General features: G+C 38.6%; 26 protein-coding genes. 8 read left to right on the forward strand and 18 right to left on the reverse strand.

Annotated features, from left to right (window positions below; genetic code table 11):
• Positions 1 to 169: 169 nt before the first annotated feature.
• The 11 genes from rbsB to LAV82_RS10310 all read right to left on the reverse strand — a co-directional run bounded on the left by rbsB (position 170) and on the right by LAV82_RS10310 (position 9,788).
• A complete protein-coding gene (rbsB, locus tag LAV82_RS10260) occupies positions 170 to 1,090 on the reverse strand; it encodes a ribose ABC transporter substrate-binding protein RbsB (protein ID WP_013055634.1) in 921 nt (306 codons plus the stop codon).
• 11 nt (positions 1,091 to 1,101) lie between these two features.
• Positions 1,102 to 2,061, reverse strand: coding sequence for a ribose ABC transporter permease RbsC (rbsC, locus tag LAV82_RS10265; protein ID WP_013055633.1), 960 nt, complete (start codon positions 2,059 to 2,061; stop codon positions 1,102 to 1,104).
• 1 nt (position 2,062) lies between these two features.
• Positions 2,063 to 3,544 (reverse strand): sugar ABC transporter ATP-binding protein, encoded by a 1,482-nt coding sequence (locus tag LAV82_RS10270; protein WP_211078421.1) that lies wholly within the window; start codon positions 3,542 to 3,544, stop codon positions 2,063 to 2,065.
• Between the two features lie 14 nt (positions 3,545 to 3,558).
• Positions 3,559 to 3,948 carry a D-ribose pyranase gene (gene rbsD / locus LAV82_RS10275; RefSeq protein ID WP_193426467.1) on the reverse strand — a complete coding sequence of 130 codons (390 nt, stop codon included), beginning with the start codon at positions 3,946 to 3,948 and terminating at the stop codon, positions 3,559 to 3,561.
• Positions 3,949 to 4,827: a ribokinase gene (rbsK, locus tag LAV82_RS10280; protein WP_050689237.1), complete on the reverse strand. Its 879-nt coding sequence runs from the start codon at positions 4,825 to 4,827 to the stop codon at positions 3,949 to 3,951.
• Positions 4,820 to 5,809: a LacI family DNA-binding transcriptional regulator gene (locus LAV82_RS10285; protein WP_211078420.1), complete on the reverse strand. Its 990-nt coding sequence runs from the start codon at positions 5,807 to 5,809 to the stop codon at positions 4,820 to 4,822. The genes rbsK and LAV82_RS10285 overlap by 8 nt, the downstream gene beginning before the upstream one ends.
• Before the next feature lie 116 nt (positions 5,810 to 5,925).
• On the reverse strand, positions 5,926 to 6,351 hold the full coding sequence (locus LAV82_RS10290) for a MarR family winged helix-turn-helix transcriptional regulator (protein WP_013055628.1): 426 nt from the start codon (positions 6,349 to 6,351) through the stop codon (positions 5,926 to 5,928).
• 162 nt (positions 6,352 to 6,513) lie between these two features.
• Entirely contained in the window at positions 6,514 to 6,924 is a 411-nt protein-coding gene (locus LAV82_RS10295; protein WP_211078419.1) for a hypothetical protein, read from the reverse strand.
• An 8-nt stretch (positions 6,925 to 6,932) separates the two neighbouring features.
• A complete protein-coding gene (locus LAV82_RS10300) occupies positions 6,933 to 7,463 on the reverse strand; it encodes an NAD(P)H-dependent oxidoreductase (RefSeq protein ID WP_211078418.1) in 531 nt (176 codons plus the stop codon).
• A gap of 18 nt (positions 7,464 to 7,481) precedes the next feature.
• Positions 7,482 to 9,107: a DHA2 family efflux MFS transporter permease subunit gene (locus LAV82_RS10305; protein WP_098278263.1), complete on the reverse strand. Its 1,626-nt coding sequence runs from the start codon at positions 9,105 to 9,107 to the stop codon at positions 7,482 to 7,484.
• 42 nt (positions 9,108 to 9,149) lie between these two features.
• On the reverse strand, positions 9,150 to 9,788 hold the full coding sequence (locus tag LAV82_RS10310) for a biotin/lipoyl-containing protein (protein ID WP_013055624.1): 639 nt from the start codon (positions 9,786 to 9,788) through the stop codon (positions 9,150 to 9,152).
• Positions 9,789 to 10,140: 352 nt separating this feature from the next.
• On the opposite strand from LAV82_RS10310, the gene LAV82_RS10315 reads away from it, so the two are divergent.
• Positions 10,141 to 10,596: a MarR family winged helix-turn-helix transcriptional regulator gene (locus LAV82_RS10315; protein WP_013055623.1), complete on the forward strand. Its 456-nt coding sequence runs from the start codon at positions 10,141 to 10,143 to the stop codon at positions 10,594 to 10,596.
• 93 nt (positions 10,597 to 10,689) lie between these two features.
• Here LAV82_RS10315 and LAV82_RS10320 read toward each other — a convergent pair whose 3' ends face one another.
• The 4 genes from LAV82_RS10320 to LAV82_RS10335 form a co-directional block, all read right to left on the reverse strand.
• Positions 10,690 to 11,451, reverse strand: a complete 762-nt coding sequence (locus tag LAV82_RS10320; RefSeq protein ID WP_499716036.1) for an SDR family oxidoreductase — start codon at positions 11,449 to 11,451, stop codon at positions 10,690 to 10,692.
• A 121-nt stretch (positions 11,452 to 11,572) separates the two neighbouring features.
• The gene (gene pgoN, locus LAV82_RS10325) at positions 11,573 to 12,400 is read right to left on the reverse strand and encodes a glyoxal/methylglyoxal reductase (protein WP_013055620.1); all 828 of its coding nucleotides are present in this window, start codon (positions 12,398 to 12,400) and stop codon (positions 11,573 to 11,575) included.
• 31 nt (positions 12,401 to 12,431) lie between these two features.
• The gene (locus LAV82_RS10330) at positions 12,432 to 13,187 is read right to left on the reverse strand and encodes an IclR family transcriptional regulator (protein ID WP_013055619.1); all 756 of its coding nucleotides are present in this window, start codon (positions 13,185 to 13,187) and stop codon (positions 12,432 to 12,434) included.
• A gap of 217 nt (positions 13,188 to 13,404) precedes the next feature.
• Positions 13,405 to 13,713 carry a hypothetical protein gene (locus LAV82_RS10335; RefSeq protein ID WP_499716037.1) on the reverse strand — a complete coding sequence of 103 codons (309 nt, stop codon included), beginning with the start codon at positions 13,711 to 13,713 and terminating at the stop codon, positions 13,405 to 13,407.
• 499 nt (positions 13,714 to 14,212) lie between these two features.
• On the opposite strand from LAV82_RS10335, the gene LAV82_RS10340 reads away from it, so the two are divergent.
• The gene (locus LAV82_RS10340) at positions 14,213 to 14,548 is read left to right on the forward strand and encodes a DUF485 domain-containing protein (protein ID WP_034275644.1); all 336 of its coding nucleotides are present in this window, start codon (positions 14,213 to 14,215) and stop codon (positions 14,546 to 14,548) included.
• 16 nt (positions 14,549 to 14,564) lie between these two features.
• On the forward strand, positions 14,565 to 16,115 hold the full coding sequence (locus LAV82_RS10345) for a solute symporter family protein (RefSeq protein WP_013081928.1): 1,551 nt from the start codon (positions 14,565 to 14,567) through the stop codon (positions 16,113 to 16,115).
• 40 nt (positions 16,116 to 16,155) lie between these two features.
• On the opposite strand, the gene LAV82_RS10350 is transcribed toward LAV82_RS10345, so the two are convergent.
• The gene (locus LAV82_RS10350) at positions 16,156 to 16,641 is read right to left on the reverse strand and encodes a DUF6985 domain-containing protein (protein WP_013055615.1); all 486 of its coding nucleotides are present in this window, start codon (positions 16,639 to 16,641) and stop codon (positions 16,156 to 16,158) included.
• Positions 16,642 to 16,767: 126 nt separating this feature from the next.
• Here LAV82_RS10350 and LAV82_RS10355 point away from each other — a divergent pair, with 126 nt between their 5' ends.
• The 3 genes from LAV82_RS10355 to LAV82_RS10365 all read left to right on the forward strand — a co-directional run bounded on the left by LAV82_RS10355 (position 16,768) and on the right by LAV82_RS10365 (position 20,559).
• Positions 16,768 to 18,510, forward strand: a complete 1,743-nt coding sequence (locus tag LAV82_RS10355; protein WP_013055614.1) for an ABC transporter ATP-binding protein — start codon at positions 16,768 to 16,770, stop codon at positions 18,508 to 18,510.
• 16 nt (positions 18,511 to 18,526) lie between these two features.
• Positions 18,527 to 20,311: an ABC transporter ATP-binding protein gene (locus LAV82_RS10360; RefSeq protein WP_035439422.1), complete on the forward strand. Its 1,785-nt coding sequence runs from the start codon at positions 18,527 to 18,529 to the stop codon at positions 20,309 to 20,311.
• A gap of 113 nt (positions 20,312 to 20,424) precedes the next feature.
• Positions 20,425 to 20,559 carry a hypothetical protein gene (locus LAV82_RS10365; RefSeq protein WP_013055612.1) on the forward strand — a complete coding sequence of 45 codons (135 nt, stop codon included), beginning with the start codon at positions 20,425 to 20,427 and terminating at the stop codon, positions 20,557 to 20,559.
• Positions 20,560 to 20,646: 87 nt separating this feature from the next.
• Here LAV82_RS10365 and LAV82_RS10370 read toward each other — a convergent pair whose 3' ends face one another.
• Positions 20,647 to 21,630: a zinc-binding dehydrogenase gene (locus tag LAV82_RS10370; protein ID WP_499716038.1), complete on the reverse strand. Its 984-nt coding sequence runs from the start codon at positions 21,628 to 21,630 to the stop codon at positions 20,647 to 20,649.
• A 163-nt stretch (positions 21,631 to 21,793) separates the two neighbouring features.
• On the opposite strand from LAV82_RS10370, the gene LAV82_RS10375 reads away from it, so the two are divergent.
• Both LAV82_RS10375 and rpoN read left to right on the forward strand, forming a co-directional pair.
• A complete protein-coding gene (locus LAV82_RS10375) occupies positions 21,794 to 22,141 on the forward strand; it encodes a winged helix-turn-helix transcriptional regulator (protein ID WP_034668472.1) in 348 nt (115 codons plus the stop codon).
• Positions 22,142 to 22,356: 215 nt separating this feature from the next.
• Positions 22,357 to 23,691 carry an RNA polymerase factor sigma-54 gene (gene rpoN, locus LAV82_RS10380; protein ID WP_211078411.1) on the forward strand — a complete coding sequence of 445 codons (1,335 nt, stop codon included), beginning with the start codon at positions 22,357 to 22,359 and terminating at the stop codon, positions 23,689 to 23,691.
• A gap of 57 nt (positions 23,692 to 23,748) precedes the next feature.
• On the opposite strand, the gene LAV82_RS10385 is transcribed toward rpoN, so the two are convergent.
• A complete protein-coding gene (locus LAV82_RS10385) occupies positions 23,749 to 24,600 on the reverse strand; it encodes a class I SAM-dependent methyltransferase (protein ID WP_098287312.1) in 852 nt (283 codons plus the stop codon).
• Between the last annotated feature and the right edge of the window lies 1 nt (position 24,601).

Here is a 24,601-nt window from a genome sequence, read left to right on the forward strand (position 1 = left end):
TACCGTCTTTTTTCGGTGTTTTTTACTTTTTATTACATAAATTCCACCTACATAATTCCTACACTATTTATAAAGTTGTGACTTTTTCACTTCTTTTTTACATTTTATATACATAAAAAGACGCCCATAAATCAAATGAGCGTCTTTTTTCTACACACGTATAAAACTATTATTTGTCAGAGGTTACTAGTTTTAAAGGCACTGGAATTTGCTTATCTACCTTTTTGCCTTGAAGAACATTTTTAGCAGACTTTACAGCAAGTTTACCAATTAAAACAGGCTGCTGGGCTACAGTTGCTCCTAGCTTCCCTTCTTTTACCGCTTTAATTGCATCGTCGTTTCCATCAAACCCTACTACTAGCACATCTTTTCCTGAGCTGTTAATCGCTTGAATAGCTCCTAATGCCATTTCATCATTATGAGCAAATACGGCTTTGATACCAGGATTTCCTTGAAGAACATTCTCCATAACGTTTAAGCCTTTTGTACGGTCAAAATCAGCCGACTGTTTAGCCGTAATATCTAGCTTTTGATCTGCAACGTTGTGGAACCCTTTTCCTCGTTCACGAGTTGCTGAAGCTCCCGGCACGCCTTCAAGTTCTGCTACTTGAGCTTTTTCCCCTACTTTTTTCACAATGTAATCAGCAGCCATTTGACCACCTTTTACATTATCTGAAGCTACCAGTGTCTCTACTTTTCCTTTTTCTGCTGAACGATCTAGCGTAATAACTGGAATGCCTACATTATTAGCCGATTGTACAGCTGTTGAAATAGCAGCTGAATCCGTTGGGTTAATAAGCAGAATGTTAACACCTTGCTGCATTAAATCTTCTACATCGTTAATTTGTTTAGCTGAATCATTTTGAGCATCTACTACAACTACTTCCATGCCCAGTTTTTTTGCTTCTTTTTGTACCCCTTCTTTTAGCGAAACAAAGAACGGATTGTTTAATGTAGAAACGGATAAACCAATTTTAATATCTTTTAAATTTTTACTTTCAGATGGTTTCGCCCACTCAGGAGGCTGAAGTGAACAAGCCCCTAACAGTAATAATGAAAATGATAATAGCACGAGCCAAATTTTCTTCATGTTTTTCCCTCCTAAGCTGACTTTTTGCGATCAATTAATACCGCGATTAAAATAACAATTCCTTTTACGACCATTTGGTAAAATGACGAAACGCCGAGTAAGTTCAAACCGTTGTTTAACGTTCCGATAATCAGCGCACCAATTAACGTTCCAACAATGCGTCCACGTCCTCCAGAAAGGCTTGTTCCACCCAGTACTACTGCAGCGATAGCATCTAACTCGTAAGACGTACCTGCCGTTGGCTGAGCAGAGTTCAAACGAGAAGTCAAAATCGCTCCTGATAACGCTGCCAATAATCCTGCTAGTGAGTAGATCATAACCTTAACTTTTGGTACTTTAATTCCTGAAATAAATGCTGCTTTTTCATTTCCCCCGATTGCATATGTTCTGCGGCCAAACGGCGTTTTATGCAAAATCACCCATAGGACAGCAAATGCTAGTATCATCGTAATCGCCGGAACAGGAATACCTAGAAAATAGCCGCGACCAAATAACTGGAAGTAATAGTTTTCGCCTAAGCCCGTAATCGGATTTCCATCTGTATAAACAAGCGTTAACCCTCTAAAAATTGTCATCGTCGCTAGCGTCGCAATAAACGGCGCCATTTTTCCTTTTGTAATAAGCAAGCCGTTAATCATACCCATTACAGCTCCTAACACACATCCTATTAAAATAGCTAAAATAGGATCTACGCCTGACACTATCATACCAGCCATTAACGCACTTGACAGAGCAAGTATAGAGCCAACCGATAAATCAATTCCGCCCGTTAAAATGACAAACGTCATACCGAATGCAATTAAAGCATTAATGGCTACTTGACGCAGCAAGTTTAAAATATTTAAAGGTTCTAAAAAGCTTGGATTTAAAATTGATACAATGACAATAAGAATAAATAGACCTAGTAACGGACCTAGCTTTTGCATCACGTTATCAACGCGATTTTCTTTTATCGCTGTGTTTGCTTTCATTTTACTGACCCCCTGTTGCAAATGTCATAATTTTTTCTTGAGTTGCTTCTTCACTTGTCAGTTCACCCGTTATTTTTCCTTCATGCACAACAAGAATGCGATCGCTCATGCCGAGTACCTCGGGAAGCTCTGAAGACACCATAATAATGGCCACGCCTCTGTCTGTCAGTTCATTCATAAGCTGATAAATTTCACGTTTTGCCCCGACGTCAACTCCTCGAGTTGGTTCATCTAAAATCAGCACTTTTGGTCCAATGCCAATCCACTTGGCAATAACTACTTTTTGCTGATTTCCTCCCGATAAGTTACCCGCACTCGTCTCAGACGACTCGGTTTTGATCGTTAAACGTTTAATAAGTAAATCTACAAATTGCTGCTCGCTTTTTTGTTCAATAAATCCTTTTGGCGAAAAGCTGAATAGACTTGGAAGCGCAATATTTTCTCGAATAGAAAAATCCAGGACGAGCCCTTCTGTCTTACGGTCTTCTGTAATAAAGCCGAGACCCAATTTGATGGCTTGATCGGGCTTTGTGATGTTGACACGCTTTCCATTTAAGATAATTTCGCCTTTTTCTAACGGATCAAGCCCAAAGATAGCGCGCATAATCTCGGTCCTGCCAGCTCCCATTAGCCCCGCAACGCCAACAATTTCTCCTGATCGCACTAAAAAATGAACGTCTTGAAAGACACCTTTTCTCTCTAAGCCTTTTGCTTCAAATACAACGTCTCCTTTAGGAGAAGTTCTAGCAGGAAATCGATCTGTTAGTTCTCTTCCTACCATTTTGCGAACAACATCATCGAAGCTAGTTTCTGGAATCGGCTTTTTGTCTACCGTCTGTCCGTCACGCATGACCGTAATGGAATCACAAATAGCGAAAATCTCTTCCATACGATGTGAAATATAGACAATCGATACACCTTGTTTTCGCAGCGCATTAATTACGTCAAATAACTTTTGAATTTCTCTTTCAGTAAGCGCTGCGGTTGGCTCATCCATAATAATGACTTTTGCATTCGTCATCAGCGCTTTGGCTATCTCAATCATTTGCTGCTGTCCTACAGAACAAAGTCCCGCTTCTTGGTCAAGAGGAATGGTCACAGCTAATTTTTCAAACTGCTTCTTTGCTAACGCTTTCATTTCTTTTGTTTTTAAAAAACCTAAAGGCGTTTTTAATTCTTTGCCGATAAATAAGTTCTCAAGCACCGTCATTTCAGGCCAAACGTTCAGCTCTTGATGAATAAAGGTAATTCCGTTTTGTTCTGCTTCTTTTGGATTTTGAAAATATGTCTCTTTGCCATCAATCAGAATCTGCCCTTGATCTTTTTTATGAAGGCCAGTTAAAATATTCATCAGCGTAGATTTCCCCGCTCCATTTTCCCCCATTAGTGCGTGAACTTCACCTTCATGTAATTCAAAATCCACGCCCCTTAGTACACGGTTTGCTCCAAAGGCTTTATGAATCCCTCTCATTGCAATATGCATGCTGTTCACCTCTTTTAAAAAATAACTCCCGCTTGTAAAATGCAGTTTGCATAAGGAGTTGCTTCTCCTGTACGAATCACAACTTTCGCTTTGCTTGTCAGCATTTTTAATTGTTCATGCGATACTTCTTCTACTAAGATGTTTTGCTTCTCCATCAGCTCGTAAGCCTTTTGATTTCTTTCTTTCATTTCAGAAGCAATCACTATTTTTTCTGTAACCATATCTTCTAACACAGCTACTACTACATCTTCAAAGCTAGGCACCCCTAGCTTTAAAGATAAATCAATTTTAGGCACGTCACTCGGAACAGGTAACCCTGCATCTGCAATGACAATAGTGTCTGTATGACCTAGATCTGTTAGTATTTTCGTAATATGACTGTTAATCATTCCGTGACGTTTCATTTACAGACTCTCCTCCACTTCTTTTCGAGTCGGCATACCGCCTTGCGCACCAAATTTAGTGACGGATAGCGAAGCTGCGCGATTAGCAAACTGAATTCCTTTTTCAAAACCCATTCCTTCGGCAAGTGCCACAGCAAGCGCTGCGTTAAATGTATCTCCTGCTCCTGTTGTATCAATCGTTTCTACTTGATAAGAAGGAACCAATACTTCTTTCTCGCCGTTAAAATAGCGTACACCTTGTTTTCCTTCTGTAATAAACAATTTATTTGGATACTGTTTTAATACTTCTTCTTTTTCTTTTCCTTCAAATAAAAGCTCTGCTTCATGTTCATTTGGAGTGATGTAAGAAACTTGTTCAATCACTTCTGCTTTTAATGGTCTTGCAGGCGCTGGATTTAACAAAAGCGGTACTTTAAGTTCCTGACAAAGCTGAGCAACATATTCAACCGTTTCTTCTGGAATCTCTTGCTGAATAAGTACGATATCAGCTTCTTTAATTTTTTCTTTTGCTTTTTCTACGTAGTCTGGAGTAATATAATCGTTTGCTCCTTTGACAACTACAATGCTGTTATCTCCTTCAGCGAGTATAATGTGAGCTGTTCCGCTATCTGAATCTGTAACCGGTTTCACATTTTTCACAGATACACCGTTTGATTTGAAATTCTCCAGAATTGCTTTTCCGTAATGATCTTCGCCCACACACCCAATCATACTCACATCAGCTCCAAGACGGGCTGCGGCTACAGCTTGGTTCGCTCCTTTTCCTCCAGGAACGGTTTTGAATGATTCTCCTAACACTGTTTCTCCAGCTCCAGGACGAATATTTGATGTTACTACTAAATCCATTGATGAACTTCCAATCACAGTTACTTTAGCCATGTTCCTCAACCTTTCGTGTCGTATTTCGTTCAATAAACGTAACGGGTAGTTGTACTTCCTTTTGAATTAAAGGTTCTTTCTTAATGCATTTCATTAACAGACATGCTGCTTGCTTGCCCATTTCATAAGCAGGCTGACGAATTGTAGACAGCGCTGGAAACGAAAAGCGGCTTTGCGGAATATCATCAAAACCAATTACTTGCAGATCATCAGGCACGCTTTTTTCTAATCGAAACGCCTCATGTAAAACGGCTGCGGCTACAATGTCATTACTTGCAATAATCCCGTCTGTTTCCGGGTACTTTTGAAAGATTTCCTTTGCCCATTTCTGCGCATCGTCAAACGCTAGAGAATTTGTATTTAATACGTAAAAGTCTGCATCAGACTGACTCAAAACAGACAGAGAGCCTTGAAAACGTTCCTGGGCAGGCTTTACATTTACTGGACCTTTGATAAGTGTAATTCTTTTACTTCCTCTTTTAATTATTTCTTCTGCAGCAAGTTTTCCACCTTCAAAACCATCAGCATAAACGGATGGATACTGATCAGAACTTCTATCTAAAAACACAACGGGAAATGTAAGACCTTCATATAGTTTCTGAGCTAGACTTGTTGTTGCCGTGATCATCCCTACTACATGGTTTTGCGTAAACGTTTGGAGATAGGTTAATTCTTTCTCTAACTGCTCATCACTATTGCCAAGAATTAAACGAAATCCATGGCTATGTACTTCATCTTCTATTCCTCGTGCAAGCTGAGGGAAAAAAGGGTTTGTAATGTCTGGAAGCAATAGACCAATCAAACGCGATTCACGTGTATAAAGCGAACGGGCTACCTCGTTAGGGCTGTAGTTTAATTTTTGAATTGTATTCATTACTCGCACACGCGTGTCTTCTTTTACATATCCTGTACTGTTTAAAACGCGCGAAACGGTCGCAACGGACACGCCTGCTTCTTTTGCTACATCGCGAATTGTTACCACCTTATTTCCCTCCCTTCATATATGTAACCGTTTACACAAATGATAACATGGAAAAGTGAAGATGACAATCTTTTTATTAAAAAAAATCACTTCATTAAGAAGTGATTTTTCTTTCATTAGATATTAGCGTCTAGTTTCTTAAATAATTTCAAAAATTGCTCTTGATCTTTCGGTTCATAGCAAGAAAAGAAATGAGCAATCATCTTTTGCACAATTTCATTTGCTTCTTCAATCACTTGTTCACCTTTAGCTGTTAACTCAATGTTTACTTTACGGCGATCCTCTTTAGAGTGATAGCGTGAAACTAACTCTAAGTCTATTAAACGATTAATAACAGGAGTAATCGCACTAGGCTTGACGCGCATCTCTTCTGCCAGCTTGGTTACCCCAATGTGACTGCACTTACCGATAATTAATAAGATATGATATTGAAAAGGTGTAATCCCTTGTGAAAGTAACCTTTCTTTTATCTCTGTCATTACCTTTTTGTTAAGGGATATCGAAATTCTCTGGACCTCTTCAATAAATGTGAGCTGTTCCATGTTTTGACGTCCCCTTTCTTATAATCAGGGAGTCGATGTTAACATGTCAGCCCCCTGCTGCACTCCAAGCGAAACCTAGCCTGGGGAGAGCGGCTGGTTTCGCGGAATGCTTATAATCTATTTTCTATCTATTTTATTCCGTACTATTATAATAGAAGAAACTCATTCACTATCGTTTTTCTTAAACGATCTTAAAGCCTTACGAAAAGCGTCATCATTCATAACGTCACGTTCCTCTTTTGTAAAAACCGTGTCGTCTTTTTCGCCTTCTCTAAACTTTTGCAGCACTTGACGATACATATCATCGTTCATGACATCTTTTTCTTTCTTATGTCTAGATGTTCTTGTTTCCGTCTTCGTCTGCGGCTCTTTTGGCTCTTCTTTTGGTGCTGCAGGTTTTTCTTCTTCTACTTTTTTCTCTTCTACTTTTGGCTCTTTAGGAGCATTTGAAGCAGCCGCTTCTTTTTTAGGTGGAACTGTACGCTGGCGCTTAGAAGATGATGCTTTGGCATTCATTGTAATAATTAGTACAACCAGAATCACAGCTACAACGATCAGTAAAATACCTAACATACCGTCACCTACTGTCCTTGTGTCATTCGTTTAGTCACTTGAACAACACGTTCTCCTAATGCTTTACCTAGCGCTTGGTCGTTCTCTGTTAATAATTCGTCACCTTCGATTGGACAAGTAATTCCAACACCGTAATAAGTACCGTAAAGCGCATTTTCTGGGATGTTACCTGGTAACCCAGCAATAATCATACCTTGATGAAGCATCGGTGTAATTAAATTTAAAAGCGTCGCTTCTAAGCCACCATGCGTTGTAGCTGTTGTACAGAACACCGCACCTACTTTATTAATTAATTTACCTTCTGCCCATAGATAACCTAATTTATCGATCCACGTTTTTAACCCTGAACTAATTGTTCCAAAATGCCCTGGGCAGCCCCAAATAATAGCATCCATTTCAGGCAGTTCACGTACATCTGCATCTTCGACATGCTTTACATATACGTTTGCTTCTCCAGACAGCTCGGCGCCAGAAGCAATCGCTTTTGCTAATGCCTCTGTATGTCCGCCTTCACTATCATATACGATACAAATTTTCATCCTTTATCCCTCCGTTGCTTATGAGTTCATATCTTTTGGTGCCGGTAACATACGAATATCGTCTGTTGTTTCTTTTTCTGTCTCTTCTACTTCTACTACTGCATCTTTACGAACATCACGTAGGAAGAAACTTAAAATCAATCCAATAATGGCAATAATAACTGTCCAGTAAAACGCGTCGTTAATTCCTTGTACAGTTGCTTGCGCTTGAACTTTTCCAGCTAATGTTGTTAAAGCTTGTTTTTGCGCCTCTGTTTGAGAAAGGTGAAGCGTTTGAGCAATCTTTTGAACAAATACCTGGAAGTTATTCATAAAGAATGGATCGGATGTAGTCATTGAACTGCTCATTTCATTCACATGATATGTTGTGCGATTTGTAAAGATTGTAGTCATTAAACTGATACCGATTGAACCACTCACCTGACGAAGCGTGTTCGCCATTGATGTACCATGGCTGCTTAATTTTGCCGGCAGCTGATTTAAACCAGCCGTCATAATTGGCATCATCAATAATGACATACCGAATGCACGGATCATATAAATAATAACAATATGACTAAACGGTGTTTCAAGCGTTAATTTTGTAAATTCAAATGTTGTCACAACCGTAATCAACATCCCGACAATCCCTAGTGGACGCGGTCCTAATTTATCAAACAGTGTACCAGAAATTGGTGACATAACTAACATAACAAGTGCACCAGGCAAGATTAATAAACCTGAATCAAACGCTGAATAGCCACGAATATTTTGCAAGTAAATTGGCAATAAGAACATACCAGCATACATGCTAATTGTGATGGCAATACTAATGATATTAGATAATGAGAAAATACTGTATTTAAATACTCTCACATCAAGTAATGGACTCTTAAGTCGAAGCTGCTGCACGACAAAGATGATTAATAAGACAATACCGCCAATCATCGTTGACAATACAACTGAATCCGTCCAGCCATCGTTTCCAGCTTCACTGAAGCCGTATAGAAGTAAAGCCATACCTGCAAGAGATGTAAACACAGAAATTAGATCTACTTTTACATTTTGAGGTGGTTTAATATCTTTTAATTTAAAAGCTGCAATAATAAGTACGATCGCACCTAGTGGCACCATTCCCGTAAATAAAATGTGCCAGTCATAGTTCTGAATAACCCATCCTGAAAGCGTCGGTCCAATTGCCGGAGCGAACATCATGGCTAAACCAAAGATACCCATTCCTTTTCCGCGCATATGAGGAGGGAAAATAAATACGATAATGGTCATAACTAGAGGTGCTAGCACTCCGCCTCCGACTGCTTGAACCAGACGTCCGATTAGCATAAGCGAGAAAGTCGGCGCAATTCCGCAGATAAGTGCCCCTATTGTAAAGCAGGCCATTGCAAATAAGAATAAGCGACGAACGCCAAAACGTTCAATTAAATAGGCTGATAATGGAATAAGCGCACCATTTACAAGCATATATCCTGTAAGCAACCACTGTGCCGTATTAGCCGTAACGCCAAACTCTGTAATCAGATGCGGAATCGCAACATTTAGCAGCGTTTGGTTTAAAATTGCTAAGAACAATCCAAGCATAAGTACGACTAGCAGCGGAATATGCTTTTTAACTGAGCTTTCCTCTGGTTGTATCGTGTTTGCTGACATCAGTTCCTTCCTCCTTTCTTCTCTTCTTAATCATGTACGTTCTTAGTTTTTAGAGATTTTAACTTCTGCGTTCATACCTGGTAGTACGTTTTCAGAGTAGTTAGAAATAGAGATTTTAACAGGAACTGTTTGCGATACTTTCGTATAGTTGCCGTCTGAATTAGAACTTGGCATTAATGAGAAAATTGAGTTTGTTGCATAACCGATTTCTTCTACTTTTCCATCGATTGTTGTTTTAGTATCTCCGTCAACTGTTACATCAACGTCATCGCCAGCTTCAATATCTTTTAATTTGTCTTCTTTAATGTTTGCAATGATGAATAAGTTATTCATATCTACTTCGCTAGCAATTTGTTGACCAGCTTGAACCATTTGATTTTCTTTTACCTGTGTTTTGATGATTTTACCGTCTTCTGGTACTGTAACTGTTTTTTCTCCATCTTCTGATTGGATTTTAGCTACCTCATCATCTTTTGAAACATCTTTACCTTCTTCAACGTTCCAGCTTGCTACTTTACCTGCCGCTGGCGCTACTACTGTATAAAGGTCGCCGGACACTTTTGCATTGTCTGTGGATACATAATTAGATTTTTGAATATAATAGTATCCCCCACCAATAATTAAAGCTAATACTACAATAATTCCGATAAAGTTCATTAAAATTAAACGCCCTCTTGACATTTATTTTACCTCCTTAATATTTCATTCAGTTAAGTATTACGCTAGATAACTTTATCACAAAGATATTTAGTTGTAAATAACTTTGATTTTAATTTATTTTCAAAACTAAACATTTATGTTTCATAAAGTTTTCCCGACTGAATACTTTACTACATCTTTAACTGAAATACAACTTAAAAGTTTTGGTTTCTTTACAAGTACTTTACTTTACTTTAAAGTTAGATATATAAGCATAGGATTATACACAAAAACAGCTCCTTTTTTCGGAACAAACTCCCTATATACATAAACCACAATAGGTAACTAGCAGCAATTGTTTAACACCTATAATAATAAAGAAAAGGTGATTATAATGGATCAGCAGTTAATAGATAAACTAGAAAAACTTGACCAAGTTAAAACCTCATTATTTGAACTCAAGCGAAAGCTCCTGGAAGATAAAATCAGTGAGCAACCCTATAATTTGACCATTACGAAATTTTTAATTCTAAAATTCATTGGAGCCAGCTCTAAACGTATGGTAGCCGAAATTTCTTCAAATCTAAAGCTAACCTCCGGGGCTACTACCATTTTATTAAATCAATTAGAAGATGATGCACTCATTAAGCGCGTACGTGATCAAAAAGACCGCCGGATTGTATGGATATCCTTAACAGAGGCTGGCGAAACATTAGTGAACTATGTAATTGAGCAGCGAAATTTATTTTGGCAAGACATGCTTTTTGCTCTAACTCCTGAAGAACAGGATGAGTACCTCCGCATGCTTGAAAAAATGGAAAAACGAATTAGACAAACTGTGGATCGTTAATGCCAAAAAGCGTGTGTTCATTTATTTTATGGACACACGCTTTTTATGACCCTCTACTCTTGACGAGTTTAGGAAGCTTTTTATTTGCTGCCTTTAAAATTCAGGATTATTTTTCAAAAATCCATTCCAAGCCTGTGCTGTAGCTTTCTCAATTTCTTCTTTGGAAGCTTGAAGCCTCTTAGCGCTATCTCCATAGCCAATTTCGATTTTACCTTTTTTCAATTCTTCAAATATCGAATCAGCAAAGTCATCAAGCGGTGCTCCAAATGTATGAAGTCCCGGTCCTCCTAAATCCGTGTTCACGGCTGGAGGAAGAATTTCTATCACTTCGGTATTTGTTTCTTCTAATTGATGTCTTAAACTAATCGTAAACGACCTTAACGCTGCTTTTGTTGCGCTGTAGATCGGCACCCATGCTCCAGGTGTTAAAGACAGCCCGGACGTTACGTTAATAACCGCAGCACGTTCTTGCTGAACGAAATGAGGAATCAATAACGCCGTTAAATGAATAGGAGCACTTACATTACTCATTAGTTCTTTTTCGTAATACTGCCACTCTTCGTGCATATGTAAAAGATTTACGCGCTGCTGAATGCCTGCATTATTCACAATAACATTTAATTTTGGGAGCCTTTCAGTCACCCATTTTACTAGCTCTACTCTGCTTTCTTCCATTGATACGTCGCACACTTTTGTATGTAATGAAGGGAATCTTTCTTTTGCTTCTTGCAGCTTTGATTCCCTTCTTCCACAAATAATGACTTCATTTCCTTCATTTAAAAAACGTTCTGCAAGCGCCAACCCAATTCCGGATGCTCCGCCCGTAATTAAAAGAGTGTTTCCTGACATTTTCATTACTTTTCCTCCTCGTTCAACCGTCACATTTACTTTTTAATAAACAAAGCGCTACTGCATGAATGACAATAGCGCTTTGTTTATTATTTATCTTACAAGACGTTTTAGTCTTGCTTTAAAATTAAAAGTCAAAGTTATCCGGATCTGGACCTACGCGATGATTTTGATTTAATGCGTTAATTTTTTCAACTTCTTCTGCATTTAATTCAAAATCAAATACGTCTGCATTTTGGATAATACGATGTTCTTTTGTTGACTTAGGAATAGTTACTACTTCGTTTTGTAAGTCCCAACGTAAGATAACTTGAGCAGTTGATTTTCCGTGCTTTTCAGCAATTTGAGTTAACACTTCGTTATCAAGCAGCTCACCTTGTGCAAGCGGTGACCATGCTTCCACTTGGATTCCTTGTTTTTTGCAGTATTCACGCACTTCTGTTTGTGTTAAAAGTGGATGAAATTCGATTTGGTTTACCATCGGCTTGACTTCTGCATCTGCAATTAAGTCTTCTAAATGATGAACTTGGAAATTCGATACGCCGATTGCACGAATTTTCCCGTCTTTATAAAGCTTTTCAAGTGCTTTCCACGTATCTTTATACTTACCTTGAACTGGCCAGTGAATTAAGTATAAATCTAAATATTCAAGACCCAGCTTGTTTAAGCTTGTTTCAAACGCTTGAAGAGTTGTGTCATATCCTTGATCTGCATTCCACACTTTTGATGTAACAAATAGTTCTTCGCGAGAAACACCTGATTCTTTGATCGCTTGTCCCACGCCTTCTTCATTTTCATAAATTTTAGCCGTATCAATGCTTTTATATCCAGCTTTGATTGCATATTTAACTGAATCTACAACTTCTTGACCATCTTCTACTTTATAAACACCTAAACCTAACCAAGGCATTTTAACGCCGTTTGCTAAGGTCGTCGTTGACTGTAAGTTTTCCATGTTGCTGTTCATCCCCTTTTTTACTGTTGAATTATTCGTAAAGAGTAATTGCTTGTGAAATTTGTTCTGCGCACTGTTTAACAAGTGCAGCATGCTTTTCGTCTTTCTCTTGTGAAATACGAACGGATGGACCTGATAAAGCAATAGCCGCCATTATTTTTCCTTTTCTGAAAATAGGGGCTGCAATACAGCGAACGCCAGGCTCCCGTTCTTCATCATCGACAGCATATCCTCTTTCCTTACTTAAAGCCAAATCAGCTTCAAGCTCGTCCAGCTCGGTGATCGTTCGATCTGTATAAGCTTCAAGCGAAAGTTCGTGAAGAATAGATTTTTGCACGCTGTCCTCTTGATAAGCAAGAATACACTTCCCAATAGCATTTGCATGAAGCGGCTTTTTATTTCCTACTTCGGAATGCGTACGAGTGCTATATTGCCCGTTCACCACCTGAGTTGTAACCATTTGTTTATGATGGAGAATTCCCGCGTAAATGGTCTCATTGGTCTCTTCACTCAGCTTCTGCATAGCAGGAACAGACAGCCAATTCATTTCATAGTTCGTATGCATCGTATTTTGCACGAGTGCCAGCACCAGTTGTGGTGAAACCGTATAGCGGTTAGACGGGTTTCTTACAATAAATCCATTTTGTTCAAGCGTGCTCACAAGACGATACATCGTACTCTTATTAAAACCGAGCGCTTCCATCATTTCTGGAATAGTCATATTCGGACGGTTTAAAAGCAAAGAGAAGATATCTAATCCTTTTTTTAAAGTTCCAACCTCGGACATGCCCTTCTTCCTCCTTTTATCCGAACAACAATTTTATTATAAAGCAAAGCTCTTTATTGTATCAAATAGGGAAACTTTTCTAATTTATTTTCCCTATAAGAGAGAATACATGACGTAATTGTTCTTCTTAATCTATTCCACTGTTTTTTCTATTTAAACATAAAAAAAAGCCTTAACAATAGAATTTTTTTACAGTTTTTTAAATGAGTTTTGCTTCTCACTCATTAACTTCTTCAAATCGCTTCAGCTGCTCCAACAGATTTTCCTTTTTCATAATTTCTTTCTGACGCTCGCCTAGTAAATCGAAATGAGGATAGCCGGATCGATTATCAATATACTTAGCGGGAATACCATACTTTTTTCCCCACTTAATCAGCTTATTTAAGTCACTGCAACCTACTTTTGTTACGGTAGTTGCATGTGGAAAACGCTCATCAAGCCAATAATGAGTTAAAAATGCGATCTCTCCTCGCTTAACAGCTGCTTTCCATGCGTTTAATTCCGGGCGTTTAATTCCAAATGCCATTCTTTCACCTTTTCTCTTTTATATAAGTAGTCACATTATTTGTTTACTATAAAGAAAAATTATCATTCATATAGAAATCTTTCATAATATCTTGTCTATTTATAACCATCTCTAAATAATAGCTTATTTTCTCAACCTGTTTCCTCTCTAAGCATTATTGTGTGCTTATGATTTTATCATCATCTTCTCTTCTTTTTCAAAAGATCAAACAACCAAATAACGTTTAAATAATAAAGAAAAGCCTTATATATAAAAGAAACTAAGGATGAATTTCAACATTTCTTTTGCGAATGATTTTTCCTTTGTATTGAATGTTGTTCTTTTTTTTATTATGGCAGTATGCATTTATTGTGAACCTTCAGTATATTAAAAAACTTACACAGTTACCATTCTCGCAAAAAGACAGAATTTACTTTTTATTCCGAAAATAATATAATTCAAGTGATATGAAGCTTTTCGCTTCATCTATTTATTATCAAAGGGGGAATTCCGCTTGGCGATGAATGAAAATTCTTTAAAGAAGGTAAACAATGCTTCTTCCTCTCCTGATTACACAGAAATTGTACAGTCTGCTTCATTTCAAAAGCTTTTGAAACAAAAACGCAATTTTATTTTACCGCTCTCTCTGTTTTTTCTTGCTTTTTATTTTACCTTGCCTATCTTAACGGCTTACACAACCGTCTTAAACAAACCAGCTTTTGCTTCTATGACCTGGGCATGGGTATTTGCTTTTGCACAGTTTGTGATGACCTGGACCCTATGCATTCTATACACAAAAAGAGCCTCGAAATTTGATGAACTTGTTGACACGATAAAAAAAGAAGCTGCAAATTGAATAGGGGGTTAAATGAATGAACGTACTAGCTTTTTCACTTTTTTTAGCCATTGTAGGTCTTACGCTAATCATTACGTATGCGGCATCCAAGCGGACAAAAACGACCAGTGACTTTTATACAGCAGATGGAAGTTTAACCGGCTGGCAAAACGGCATGGCGATTGCCGGAGATTATATGTCTGCTGCGTCATTTTTAGGCATAGCTGGAATGGTAGCGCTTTCTGGATTTGACGGTTTTTTTTACAGCATCGGCTTTTTAGTTGCCTATCTCGTCGTGTTATACATTGTAGCTGAACCACTTCGCAACTTGGGAAAGTACACGATGGCAGATATGATAGCAGCTCGTTTTAACGAAAAGAAAGTGCGGGGAGTTGCTGCGTTAAACACGATCACCATTTCCATTTTTTATATGATTGCACAGCTTGTTGGAGCAGGAGCATTAATTCATTTATTACTTGGTCTAGATTACGTGTATTCTGTCTTGATTGTCGGCGTCTTGATGACGGTTTACGTTGTATTTGGAGGAATGACGGCGACCAGCTGGGTGCAGATTGTCAAAGCCTTGCTTCTGATGATTGGTACGTTCATTATTTCCATTATTGTATTTTCAAAATTTGATTTTAGCTTAGCTAAAATGTTTTCTGAGATGAAAACCGCAACTCCTCTTGGTGACGGCTTTTTAAATCCAGGAAATAAATTCAAAAATCCGCTGGACATGATTTCGTTGAATTTAGCTCTTGTTCTTGGTACAGCAGGCCTTCCTCATATCCTTATTCGTTTCTTTACAGTAAAAGATGCCATCACCGCACGAAAGTCTGTTATTTATGCAACGTGGATCATTGGCGTTTTTTACATTATGACAATCTTTTTAGGGTTCGGTGCTGCTGCATTTGTAGGGTACGATGATATTATCAAAGCAAATGCAGCAGGAAACATGGCAGCTCCCCTGCTCGCTCAAGTTCTTGGCGGAGACTTTCTCTTTGCGTTTGTCTCAGCTGTAGCTTTTGCTACGATTTTAGCTGTTGTAGCTGGGCTGGTGCTCTCAGCAGCTTCAGCATTCGCGCACGACTTCTATAGTCATATTCTCCGTAAAGGAGCTGCAACTGAAAAAGAACAGGTAGTGGCTGCACGATGGGCTTCTATTGGAGTATCCATTCTATCTATTATTCTTGCATTATTTGCTCAAAACATGAACGTAGCATTTTTAGTTGCACTTGCCTTTGCTGTAGCAGCGAGCGCTAACTTGCCAATTATTCTTCTTACTATTTTTTGGAAACGCTTTAATACAGCAGGAGCAGTCACTGGCATGCTGGTTGGACTATTCAGCTCACTGTTTTTAGTTGCCATTAGTCCAAACGTGTGGGCACCTGAGCCTGGAGCTGCTATCTTTGTAGGTGAACCGCTCATCACATTAACAAACCCTGGTATTATCTCTATTCCTCTAGGCTTCTTAGCTGCTTTTATAGGAACACTTCTTTCGTCTAAAAAAGCAGACGAAAAGAAATTTGATGAGATTTTAGTAAAAGCAAATACAGGTATGGGAATCGAAGAGCCCGTCAAACATTAATGCCAAAAAGCCTTGAAGCAGGTTGCTTCAAGGCTTTTTACTAGAATAAATCTTCTTGTAAACCAATAGCGGAAATTTGTTCATTTCTAAACTTTACAGCTAACATATGCTCTTCTTCCCACGTACATTCAAAAAACAAACCAAGTTCTCTTGTATCATGAGGTGCTTCAGGAACAAAGATTTGAATACACTCAACTAAAAACCCGATGTCTTTTCGCTTTTTTACATTCGGAACTAATAAATCTACCACGTCTTTTTCAACTTGAGTTCTGTATTCATCTCGCACCTGTTGATAATAATCAAAAAGAGCTTTTTCCGTCCTCTTTAACAATAATTCACCTTGAAGCCAAAATGCTTGAAAGGCCTCTTCTTGTCGTTTTTGAAATGGCTTCTCTTTATCTCCATCAATTGTCAGCAACACCTGTTGTTTTTGTCCAAAGAAAGTGACCTGTTTTTCTCCAACCCAGGCCGAGTCATATAACAAAGATCCAAAAAGCGGATGATGTACTCGTAATGTTTGATTCATTGCATACCTGACCCTCTCAAAAAGTGGATTTCTGCTTGCATTGGCGTATAATAAATGGTGCTTGAAACAAACTTCTAAACTTATTCTATGTTACCATATTTTTTACAGAAAGGAGTGCCACAATGTGTGAATACAATTAAATCTTTGTACCCTTACTTAAAACCTTACAAATGGCTCGCGCTGTTTGCCCCGCTATTGATGGTAATTGAAGTGTTAGCTGACCTTCTTCAGCCTACTATTATGCAGCATATCATTGATTATGGCATTGCAAACAACAATCAAACATATGTTATCACCCGAAGTATCCTTATGCTCATGTTAGCACTCATTGGTTTAGCTGCCGGTATCGTCTGCGCCATCCTTAGCACAAAAGCGGCAGTAAATTTTTCTACCGATATTCGGAAATCCCTTTTTGAAAAGATTGAAAACCTCTCAAACAGCAACAGAGACAAACTAGGGACTGGTCACTTAATTACCGTCATCACAAATGATGTAACGAGTGTTCAAAACGCATTGAATATGACGCTCAAAGTATTAGTTAGAGGTCCTTTACTTTTTGCAGGAAGTATTGTCATCGTGTTATTAACCGCTCGTTCTTTGTTTCCTATTATCGTCGTGGTCGTCCCTATTTTATTTTTATGCATTTGGTTTGTGATCACGAAAGCTGGAAAACTTTTTAAAAAAGTTCAGCAAAGCGTTGATCGTGTAAACACAAAAGTCCAAGAAAATTTATCAGGGATGCGTGTAGTAAAAGCGTATGTAAGAGAATCGTATGAAATCAATCAGTTTAAAGAAGCAAACAGTTCCTTGACGCGAGCTAATATGAGTGCTGTTCAGCTTATTTCGCTTTTAATGCCCGTTATTTTATTTGTAGTAAATATCGGAATGGTAGCTACTCTATGGCTGGGAGGACTTCAAGTCGAAGCAGGAAAAATTGAAGCAGGTGTGATTTTAGCTTTTATTAATTACTTAACGATTATTTTAAACGGACTTATGTCAAGCAGCATGGTGCTGATGCAAATTACACGCGCATTCCCTTCAGCTGAACGAATCGATTCTGTTTTAAAAACAAAAATAGACATTCCTCCAGCAAACTCTGCTGCTCAAATCAACAGACTTAAAGGTGATCTATCGTTTCAAAACGTTACATACAGCTATAGTAAAAATGGCGAAAACGTATTAAAAGATATTTCGTTTACTGCTAGACACGGGGAAACCATTGGCATTATTGGCTCTACTGGAAGCGGAAAGTCGACGCTTGCAAAACTTATTTCCCGCTTATATGATCCCGATGGCGGCGAAATTTTTGTAGATGGAAAAAATCTTACGGACTATGACGTAAAAGAGCTTCGCTCATCCATTGGGTTTATTCCTCAAAAAGCTACGCTGTTTACCGGTACGATTGATATGAATATTCGAATGGGAAAAGATCATGCTTCTTCCTCAGAAATTGAAGATGCTGCGGATTTTGCATGCGCAACGGAGTTTATTGAAAAACTCCCAGAAAGATATGAGTATCCTTTAACGCGAGGGGCGACCAATTTATCAGGAGGGCAAAAGCAGCGTCTTTCAATCGCGCGTGCATTTGTTAGAAAGCCCGCTATCCTGGTCATCGATGATGCAACTTCGGCATTAGACGCTGTCTCAGAAGCACAGGTACTAAAACATTTAAAAGAAGAGTTTGCTGATGCGACCGTTATCATCATTGCTTCTAAAATTTCGTCTCTTCTCCACGCTGATCATATTATCGTCATGGATGAAGGCAAAATTGCTGAACAAGGGACTCATGAAGAATTGCTTCGTTATCGCTCTCTTTATTACGACATTTATCTTGCACAAGGCGGAAAAGAGGTGTTGCCTAGTGAATAATCAAGGTAAAAATCAAATGAGCTCTATTCGCGGCCCTAGAGGAATGATGAAAGGCCCTGTAGTTAAGCCAAAGAATGCGAAAAAAACACTGTACAGAATCTGGTCATATATGGGGAAACGAAAACCTCCGCTTGCGGCTGCGATAATCTTAGTTATTGTGACTTCCCTGCTTAATTTATTAGGCCCTTATTTAATTGGGGTTATTATTGATGAGCATATTATTCCTAAAGATATCAGCGGGACGATACGAATGTCCCTTATTCTTGCAGGAATTTATATCACGACATCTTTATTAACATGGCTGCAAACCTATTTAATGGTGAACGTTTCGTTTACGACTATTGGAATGCTCCGCCAAGATTTATTTGCAAAGCTTCAGACTCTCTCCCTTCGCTTTTTTGACAAACGAGCTCACGGAGAGTTAATGAGCAGAGTCACAAATGATATTGATAATCTAAACAACGCTCTGAGTCAAAGCGTTATTCAGGCTCTGTCCTCTATTTTGTCTTTAGTGGGCATTACCATTGCGATGTTCTCGCTCAACTGGATTCTTGCCATTATCACGCTGATTGTTATTCCATTGATGGTTATAATCGTTCGACAAATATTAAAACGAAGCAGTGAAAATTTTGTCAAACGCCAAAAAGATTTAGGTGAGCTAAACGGCTTTGTAGAAGAAGCAATCTCTGGAGGAGAAGTTGTTACGCTTTTTAGTAAGGAAAAAGACTTTTTAACTGTTTTTAATGAACGAAATGAACAGCTGAGAAGTTCAGCAACAAAAGCGGAAACATTTTCAGGCTTTTTAGGTCCTGTCACAAACTTTATTAACAACTTAGGCTTAGCACTAGTGATTGGAGCGGGAGCATTTATGGCTGTTCAAGGTAGCGTTACAGTTGGGATGATCGCTTCATTTGTTAACTACTCACGTCAGTTCTCTCGCCCAATCAGTCAAATGGCAAACTTAGTAAACACCATTCTTTCGGCTATTGCTGGCGCAGAGCGCGTGTTTGCGATTATGGATGAGCAGCCGGACGTCACAAACAAACCAAACGCTCTTTCTGTTACAAAATTTGCAGGAGACGTTGCTTTTGAGAACGTATCATTTGGCTATAACGATGAAAAAATGATTTTAAAAGATGTTACACTGACAGCAAAAAAAGGTGAAATGGTTGCTTTGGTCGGTCCGACAGGTTCTGGTAAAACAACAATCATTAACTTGCTCACACGATTTTATGACATCTCAAACGGAGACATTAAAATTGACGGACGTTCCATCAGTGACTATAACATCCATGATTTACGAAACCGAATCGGCATTGTTCTTCAAGATACCTATTTATTTTCCGGTACGATTGCGGATAATATTCGATTTGGCCGGTTAGACGCCAGCGACGAAGAAGTTAAAAGCGCCGCAAAGATGGCCAATGCTCATTCGTTTATCAAGCATCTGCCGCAGCAATACAATACCGTGATTTCAGCTGGCGGAGGAAATTTAAGTGAAGGTCAAAAGCAGCTTTTATCGATTGCTCGAGCCATGCTTTCTGACTGTGATATTTTAATTTTAGACGAAGCTACTTCCAACATTGATACAAAAACAGAAATTGATATTCAAAGAGGAATGAGTAATCTATTAAAAGGAAAAACAAGCTTTGTGATTGCCCACCGCCTTAAAACGATTGAAAATGCAGATCAAATCCTTGTCTTAAAAGACGGACAAATTATTGAAGAAGGAAATCATCGCGAGCTGCTAGAAAAACAAGGGTTTTATCACAAGCTCTATACGCAGCAGTTTACGATTTAAAAGAGGTAAAATAAAAAGTATGTTAGTTTAAGGAAGGTCCGAACGAGTAATTGTTCGGACCTTTTCATTGTGTTGGTAAACGTAGGGTTCATCCAATTAGTTGCTTCTAGCTGTTGATTGGAGAGCAAGGCGAAGACTCCTGCGGGAACAGCGGAACAGATGAGACCCCGCAGGAGCGCAAGCAACGAGGAGGCTCATCGGCCGCCCGCGGAAAGCGAAGCCTTGCACGGAAATCAACAGCGGTGTAATAAATGGTCGATACGAGTTCCTTTATTCCATTTGTTTGTCTTTAGATTGAATTGATGTAGTTATGTCTCAATCTCTTTTTCGTTCTATCATTTATCTATTACAGCTACAATTTTCCCTTTTACTCGACGAGTCGCCAGTTCATCTAATGCTGCTGGCACTTCTTCTAGTGAAATGACTTTTTCCACGAGTGCATTTAGCCTATTTTCTTGTAAAAGCAAAAGCATTCTATTTCCCATCTCAGCAAGCTTCCGCTGTTCTTTTACGTTATTAGACTGATGTACACTTCCTAATGCAACTTGATGAAACGATAGTGGGTGCACAAACGAAATCGCATCGTTTACATTAGGCGGTCCTGCGATGAATGCAATTTGACCATTAAAAGCAAGAGCCTTTACCGACTCGTCTGCATTGTCTCGTCCAACGGTATCCAAGACTAAATCTACACCGATTCCATCGGTAAGCTCCAGCACTTTTTTCACAAAGTCTTCTTTACGGTAGTCGATTACATAATCAGCATCTAAACTTTTTACAAACTCATGATTGGCAGAAGATGCGGTTGTGAGCACTGTAAGGCCTGCATTTTTGGCAAGCTGAATGGCAAACCCTCCAACCCCTCCAGCACCTGCGTGAATTAAAATCGTTTGACCTTTTGAAGCGTTCATTTTGTGAAACAATGCTTGATATGCTGTATATCCCGCACATGGAATAGCCGCAGCGTCTTCGAATGAAACTCCTTGCGGAATAAGAGAAACTGTGTGGGCTGTTGTCACTCCGTATTGTGCAAACCCGCCTTTTTTTGATAAATCGCTATGATATACAACGCGGTCTCCGACTTTGACAGTTGTGACTTCTTCTCCCACTTCCTCGACAACGCCAGCTGAATCAAGTCCTAATACGTGAGGATATGTCCAACTAGGATTGCCGCGGTTTCCTGTTTTATAATCTACAGGGTTCAGGGCAGTAGCTTTAATTTTAACTAAAATTTCACCTTTAGCTGGATGCGGCTTTTGGATATTTCCGACTTTCATCTCACTTACTTTCCCTTTGCCTTCTAGCAGTAAAGCTTTCATCAAGATCTCCCCTTTTACATTTCTTCCTTCAATTAAAAGTTCTTTTTCAGTATAATAAATACATGTTGTTTACAAAAGACGGCACTTTCATGTAACCAGGTACCTTCCCGGTAACCTAGGTCTATGGATATTAAATTATTATATCCATATTTCATATCTGTTTATGAATGGAGGATTAACGGTGAAAGCACCCCACTATAATGTACCTGTTGAAGCAACACTTGAAGTAATCGGCGGGAAATGGAAAGTCGTTATTTTATGCCTATTAAAAGAAGGCGAAAAACGTTTTAGTGAACTTCAGCGAGCTATGCCTGCTATTACCAAAAAAATGCTGTCCCAACAGCTAAAAGAATTAGAAAAAGACGGTGTGGTTAACAGAAAAGTATACAATGAAGTTCCTCCTAAAGTAGAGTACTCACTCAGTGAAGAGGGCGAAACCTTACGAGAAATTTTAAATATGATGTGCGCATGGGGAGATAGAAGAATGGGAAACACCCCAAATTGCAGCTAAGTTCTCCTAGCGGCTCTGTTAAAACAAGCGAATAGCTATTGCCAGGAGCTATTCGTTTTTGTTTTATCTATTCTCCTACTCTTTCTTGCGATTCGTCCCTGTGTAAGAACATCTGACAACACTATAGAATTCTTTCGCATTTTCAGCTATGATGATGTCGAACGATGCAGCCAGAATTGTCGAAATAAAACTCAAGAATGATAGGTGATTCAATGATGCAATTAGGTTTAGATTTATCCCAAAAACAACTATTAAAATTGGCCATGACACCTGAATTACGTCAGTCTATCAACATTTTAAATTATTCTACGGCCGATTTAGTTCATTATCTTCATCAGCAAGTCAATGAAAATCCTGTAATTAAACTGTCTGCTGGCGACTCTCAGCAAAAAGATTCATTTGATACTCGAGAACAGCGTTCATATTCAAAAGGTTATACCGACGACGAGTATAATCCGTTTAATTATATATCTGATCAAACTGTGACATTAGAGAGTCATTTATTAGAGCAGCTGTCTATGCTAAATCATTTACACTCACATCAAAAACACATCGTTCAATTTCTAATTGGAAACTTAAATAAAAACGGCTTTTTAGCAATTGAGCCAAAACTGGCAGCCGAACTGTTGAATGTTTCAATTAACGAAGTCAACGATATGATTCACGTTTTACAAAGCTTTGATCCGATTGGCGTGGGCGCTCAAAATTTTGTCGATTCACTGCTTATTCAAATTAAGGCCAAAACGTCAAAGCCTCCTCTTTTATACGACGTGGTAAAACACGATATTGAAGATATTGCTAACAAAAAATATCGGAACATTTCAAAAAAATACTCTATTTCGATGCGTGAAGTACAAGAAATTGTTGACTGCTTGCGGACATTAAATCCTCGTCCAGCAGGAGATTTCCACATCCCGCTTACGAAGTACATCTCGCCTGATGTAACGGTACAAAAAGTTGACGGCCGCTATCATGTTATTCTTCATAGCGAGCTGCTTCCGCCCATCGAAATTAACGGTACCTATCAAAAGCTGGTTCATCGCTCTGCATGCGTAACAACCGATCGATACGTACAGGAAAAAATTCATGAAGCTACTTGGCTAATCAATAGTATTGAGCAGCGTAATGCGACGATTTACAACGTGTCCAAAGCCATTGTGGAACATCAGCAAGATTTTTTTGAAATGGGTATTTCGGGGCTAAAGCCGCTTACCTTAAAAGATATTGCTCAAAAAGTAGACTGTCACGAATCAACGGTAAGCCGTGCGACTAACGGAAAGTATATTCAAACGCCACGCGGGCTGTTTGAGTTAAAATACTTTTTTACCAATTCTTTAGAGCGAACTGATGGCGAACAAAGCAATTCTACTGCCTTTATAAAAGAAAAAATTAAAACATTAATTGCCGAAGAAAATAAATTAAAACCTCTTTCAGATCAAAAGCTCATGTCTCTTCTTTCCAGCGAAGGAATTCAAATTTCAAGAAGAACAGTAGCTAAATACCGTGAAGAAGCAGGAATTGAAAGTTCTTCTAAGCGGCGACGATTTTAATATTGCTTATTCTAAATTACAGCTTTATCACTACTAAAAAGAACCCGTTGATTTTACTCAACGGGTTCTTTTTATCGGTTTCCAATAAATAAAAGCCATATGATATTGATACGTATATTCATATCTGCCATTTATTTTCTTTACATGCTGTAAAATAATCTTCTCAGTTTCTAACTTGTCAATATCTTTAGAAAGCACCTTTGTCGAGTTCTTCTTGATGAGATCTTCGTACGTCTCATAGGTTACCGTTTTGGTTATAGGAACCAGCTTACAATCTGCGTAAATACCCAGTTCATATAAAATATTTAGTAAGTCAATATATTCCTTACGGCGCCATTTAATCTCGTACCCAAGTTTTCTATGTAACTCTACGTAATGAGGCTTTTCTGGACCCGTTGACATGCCGATAACCGCCAAACGATTAGCCGAATCATTCATATTTAAGAGACCATCGACAATATTATGCATACGGTAAAAACAGTTTATTCCTACTACGGCATCATAGCTATCTGTTAGACGCTCATACTCCCATTTACCTTCTATAAACTTTAGATTAGAGCGGGCATCTGATTGCGTTTGTAAGTAGCGAATAATGCTTGGCGAACAATCCATACACGTAAGTTCTTTTACATAATCAGCAATCGAAAACGTATAATTCCCCCAGCCAGGGCCAATTTCCATAACAGAGTCATTTGGATTCAAAAAAGCAAGAAGTTCTTGTTGAAGCTGTTTTACTACAGGGTCATTTACTGAATTAAAAGACATTTTCTCTAAATACTGCTGCCAAAATTCATCTTCAGCTCGGTCGTTTATCATCCGTTCCGATATTGAACCGTCCCATTCCTTCAGCCCTTCCTGCCACTTTTTTACACGATCACTTTCATATACCGAAAATTTTGTAAGCTGCATG

The sequence above is a fragment of the Bacillus sp. ILBB4 genome (genome assembly GCF_035064545.1).
GTDB lineage: Bacteria > Bacillota > Bacilli > Bacillales > Bacillaceae_H > Priestia.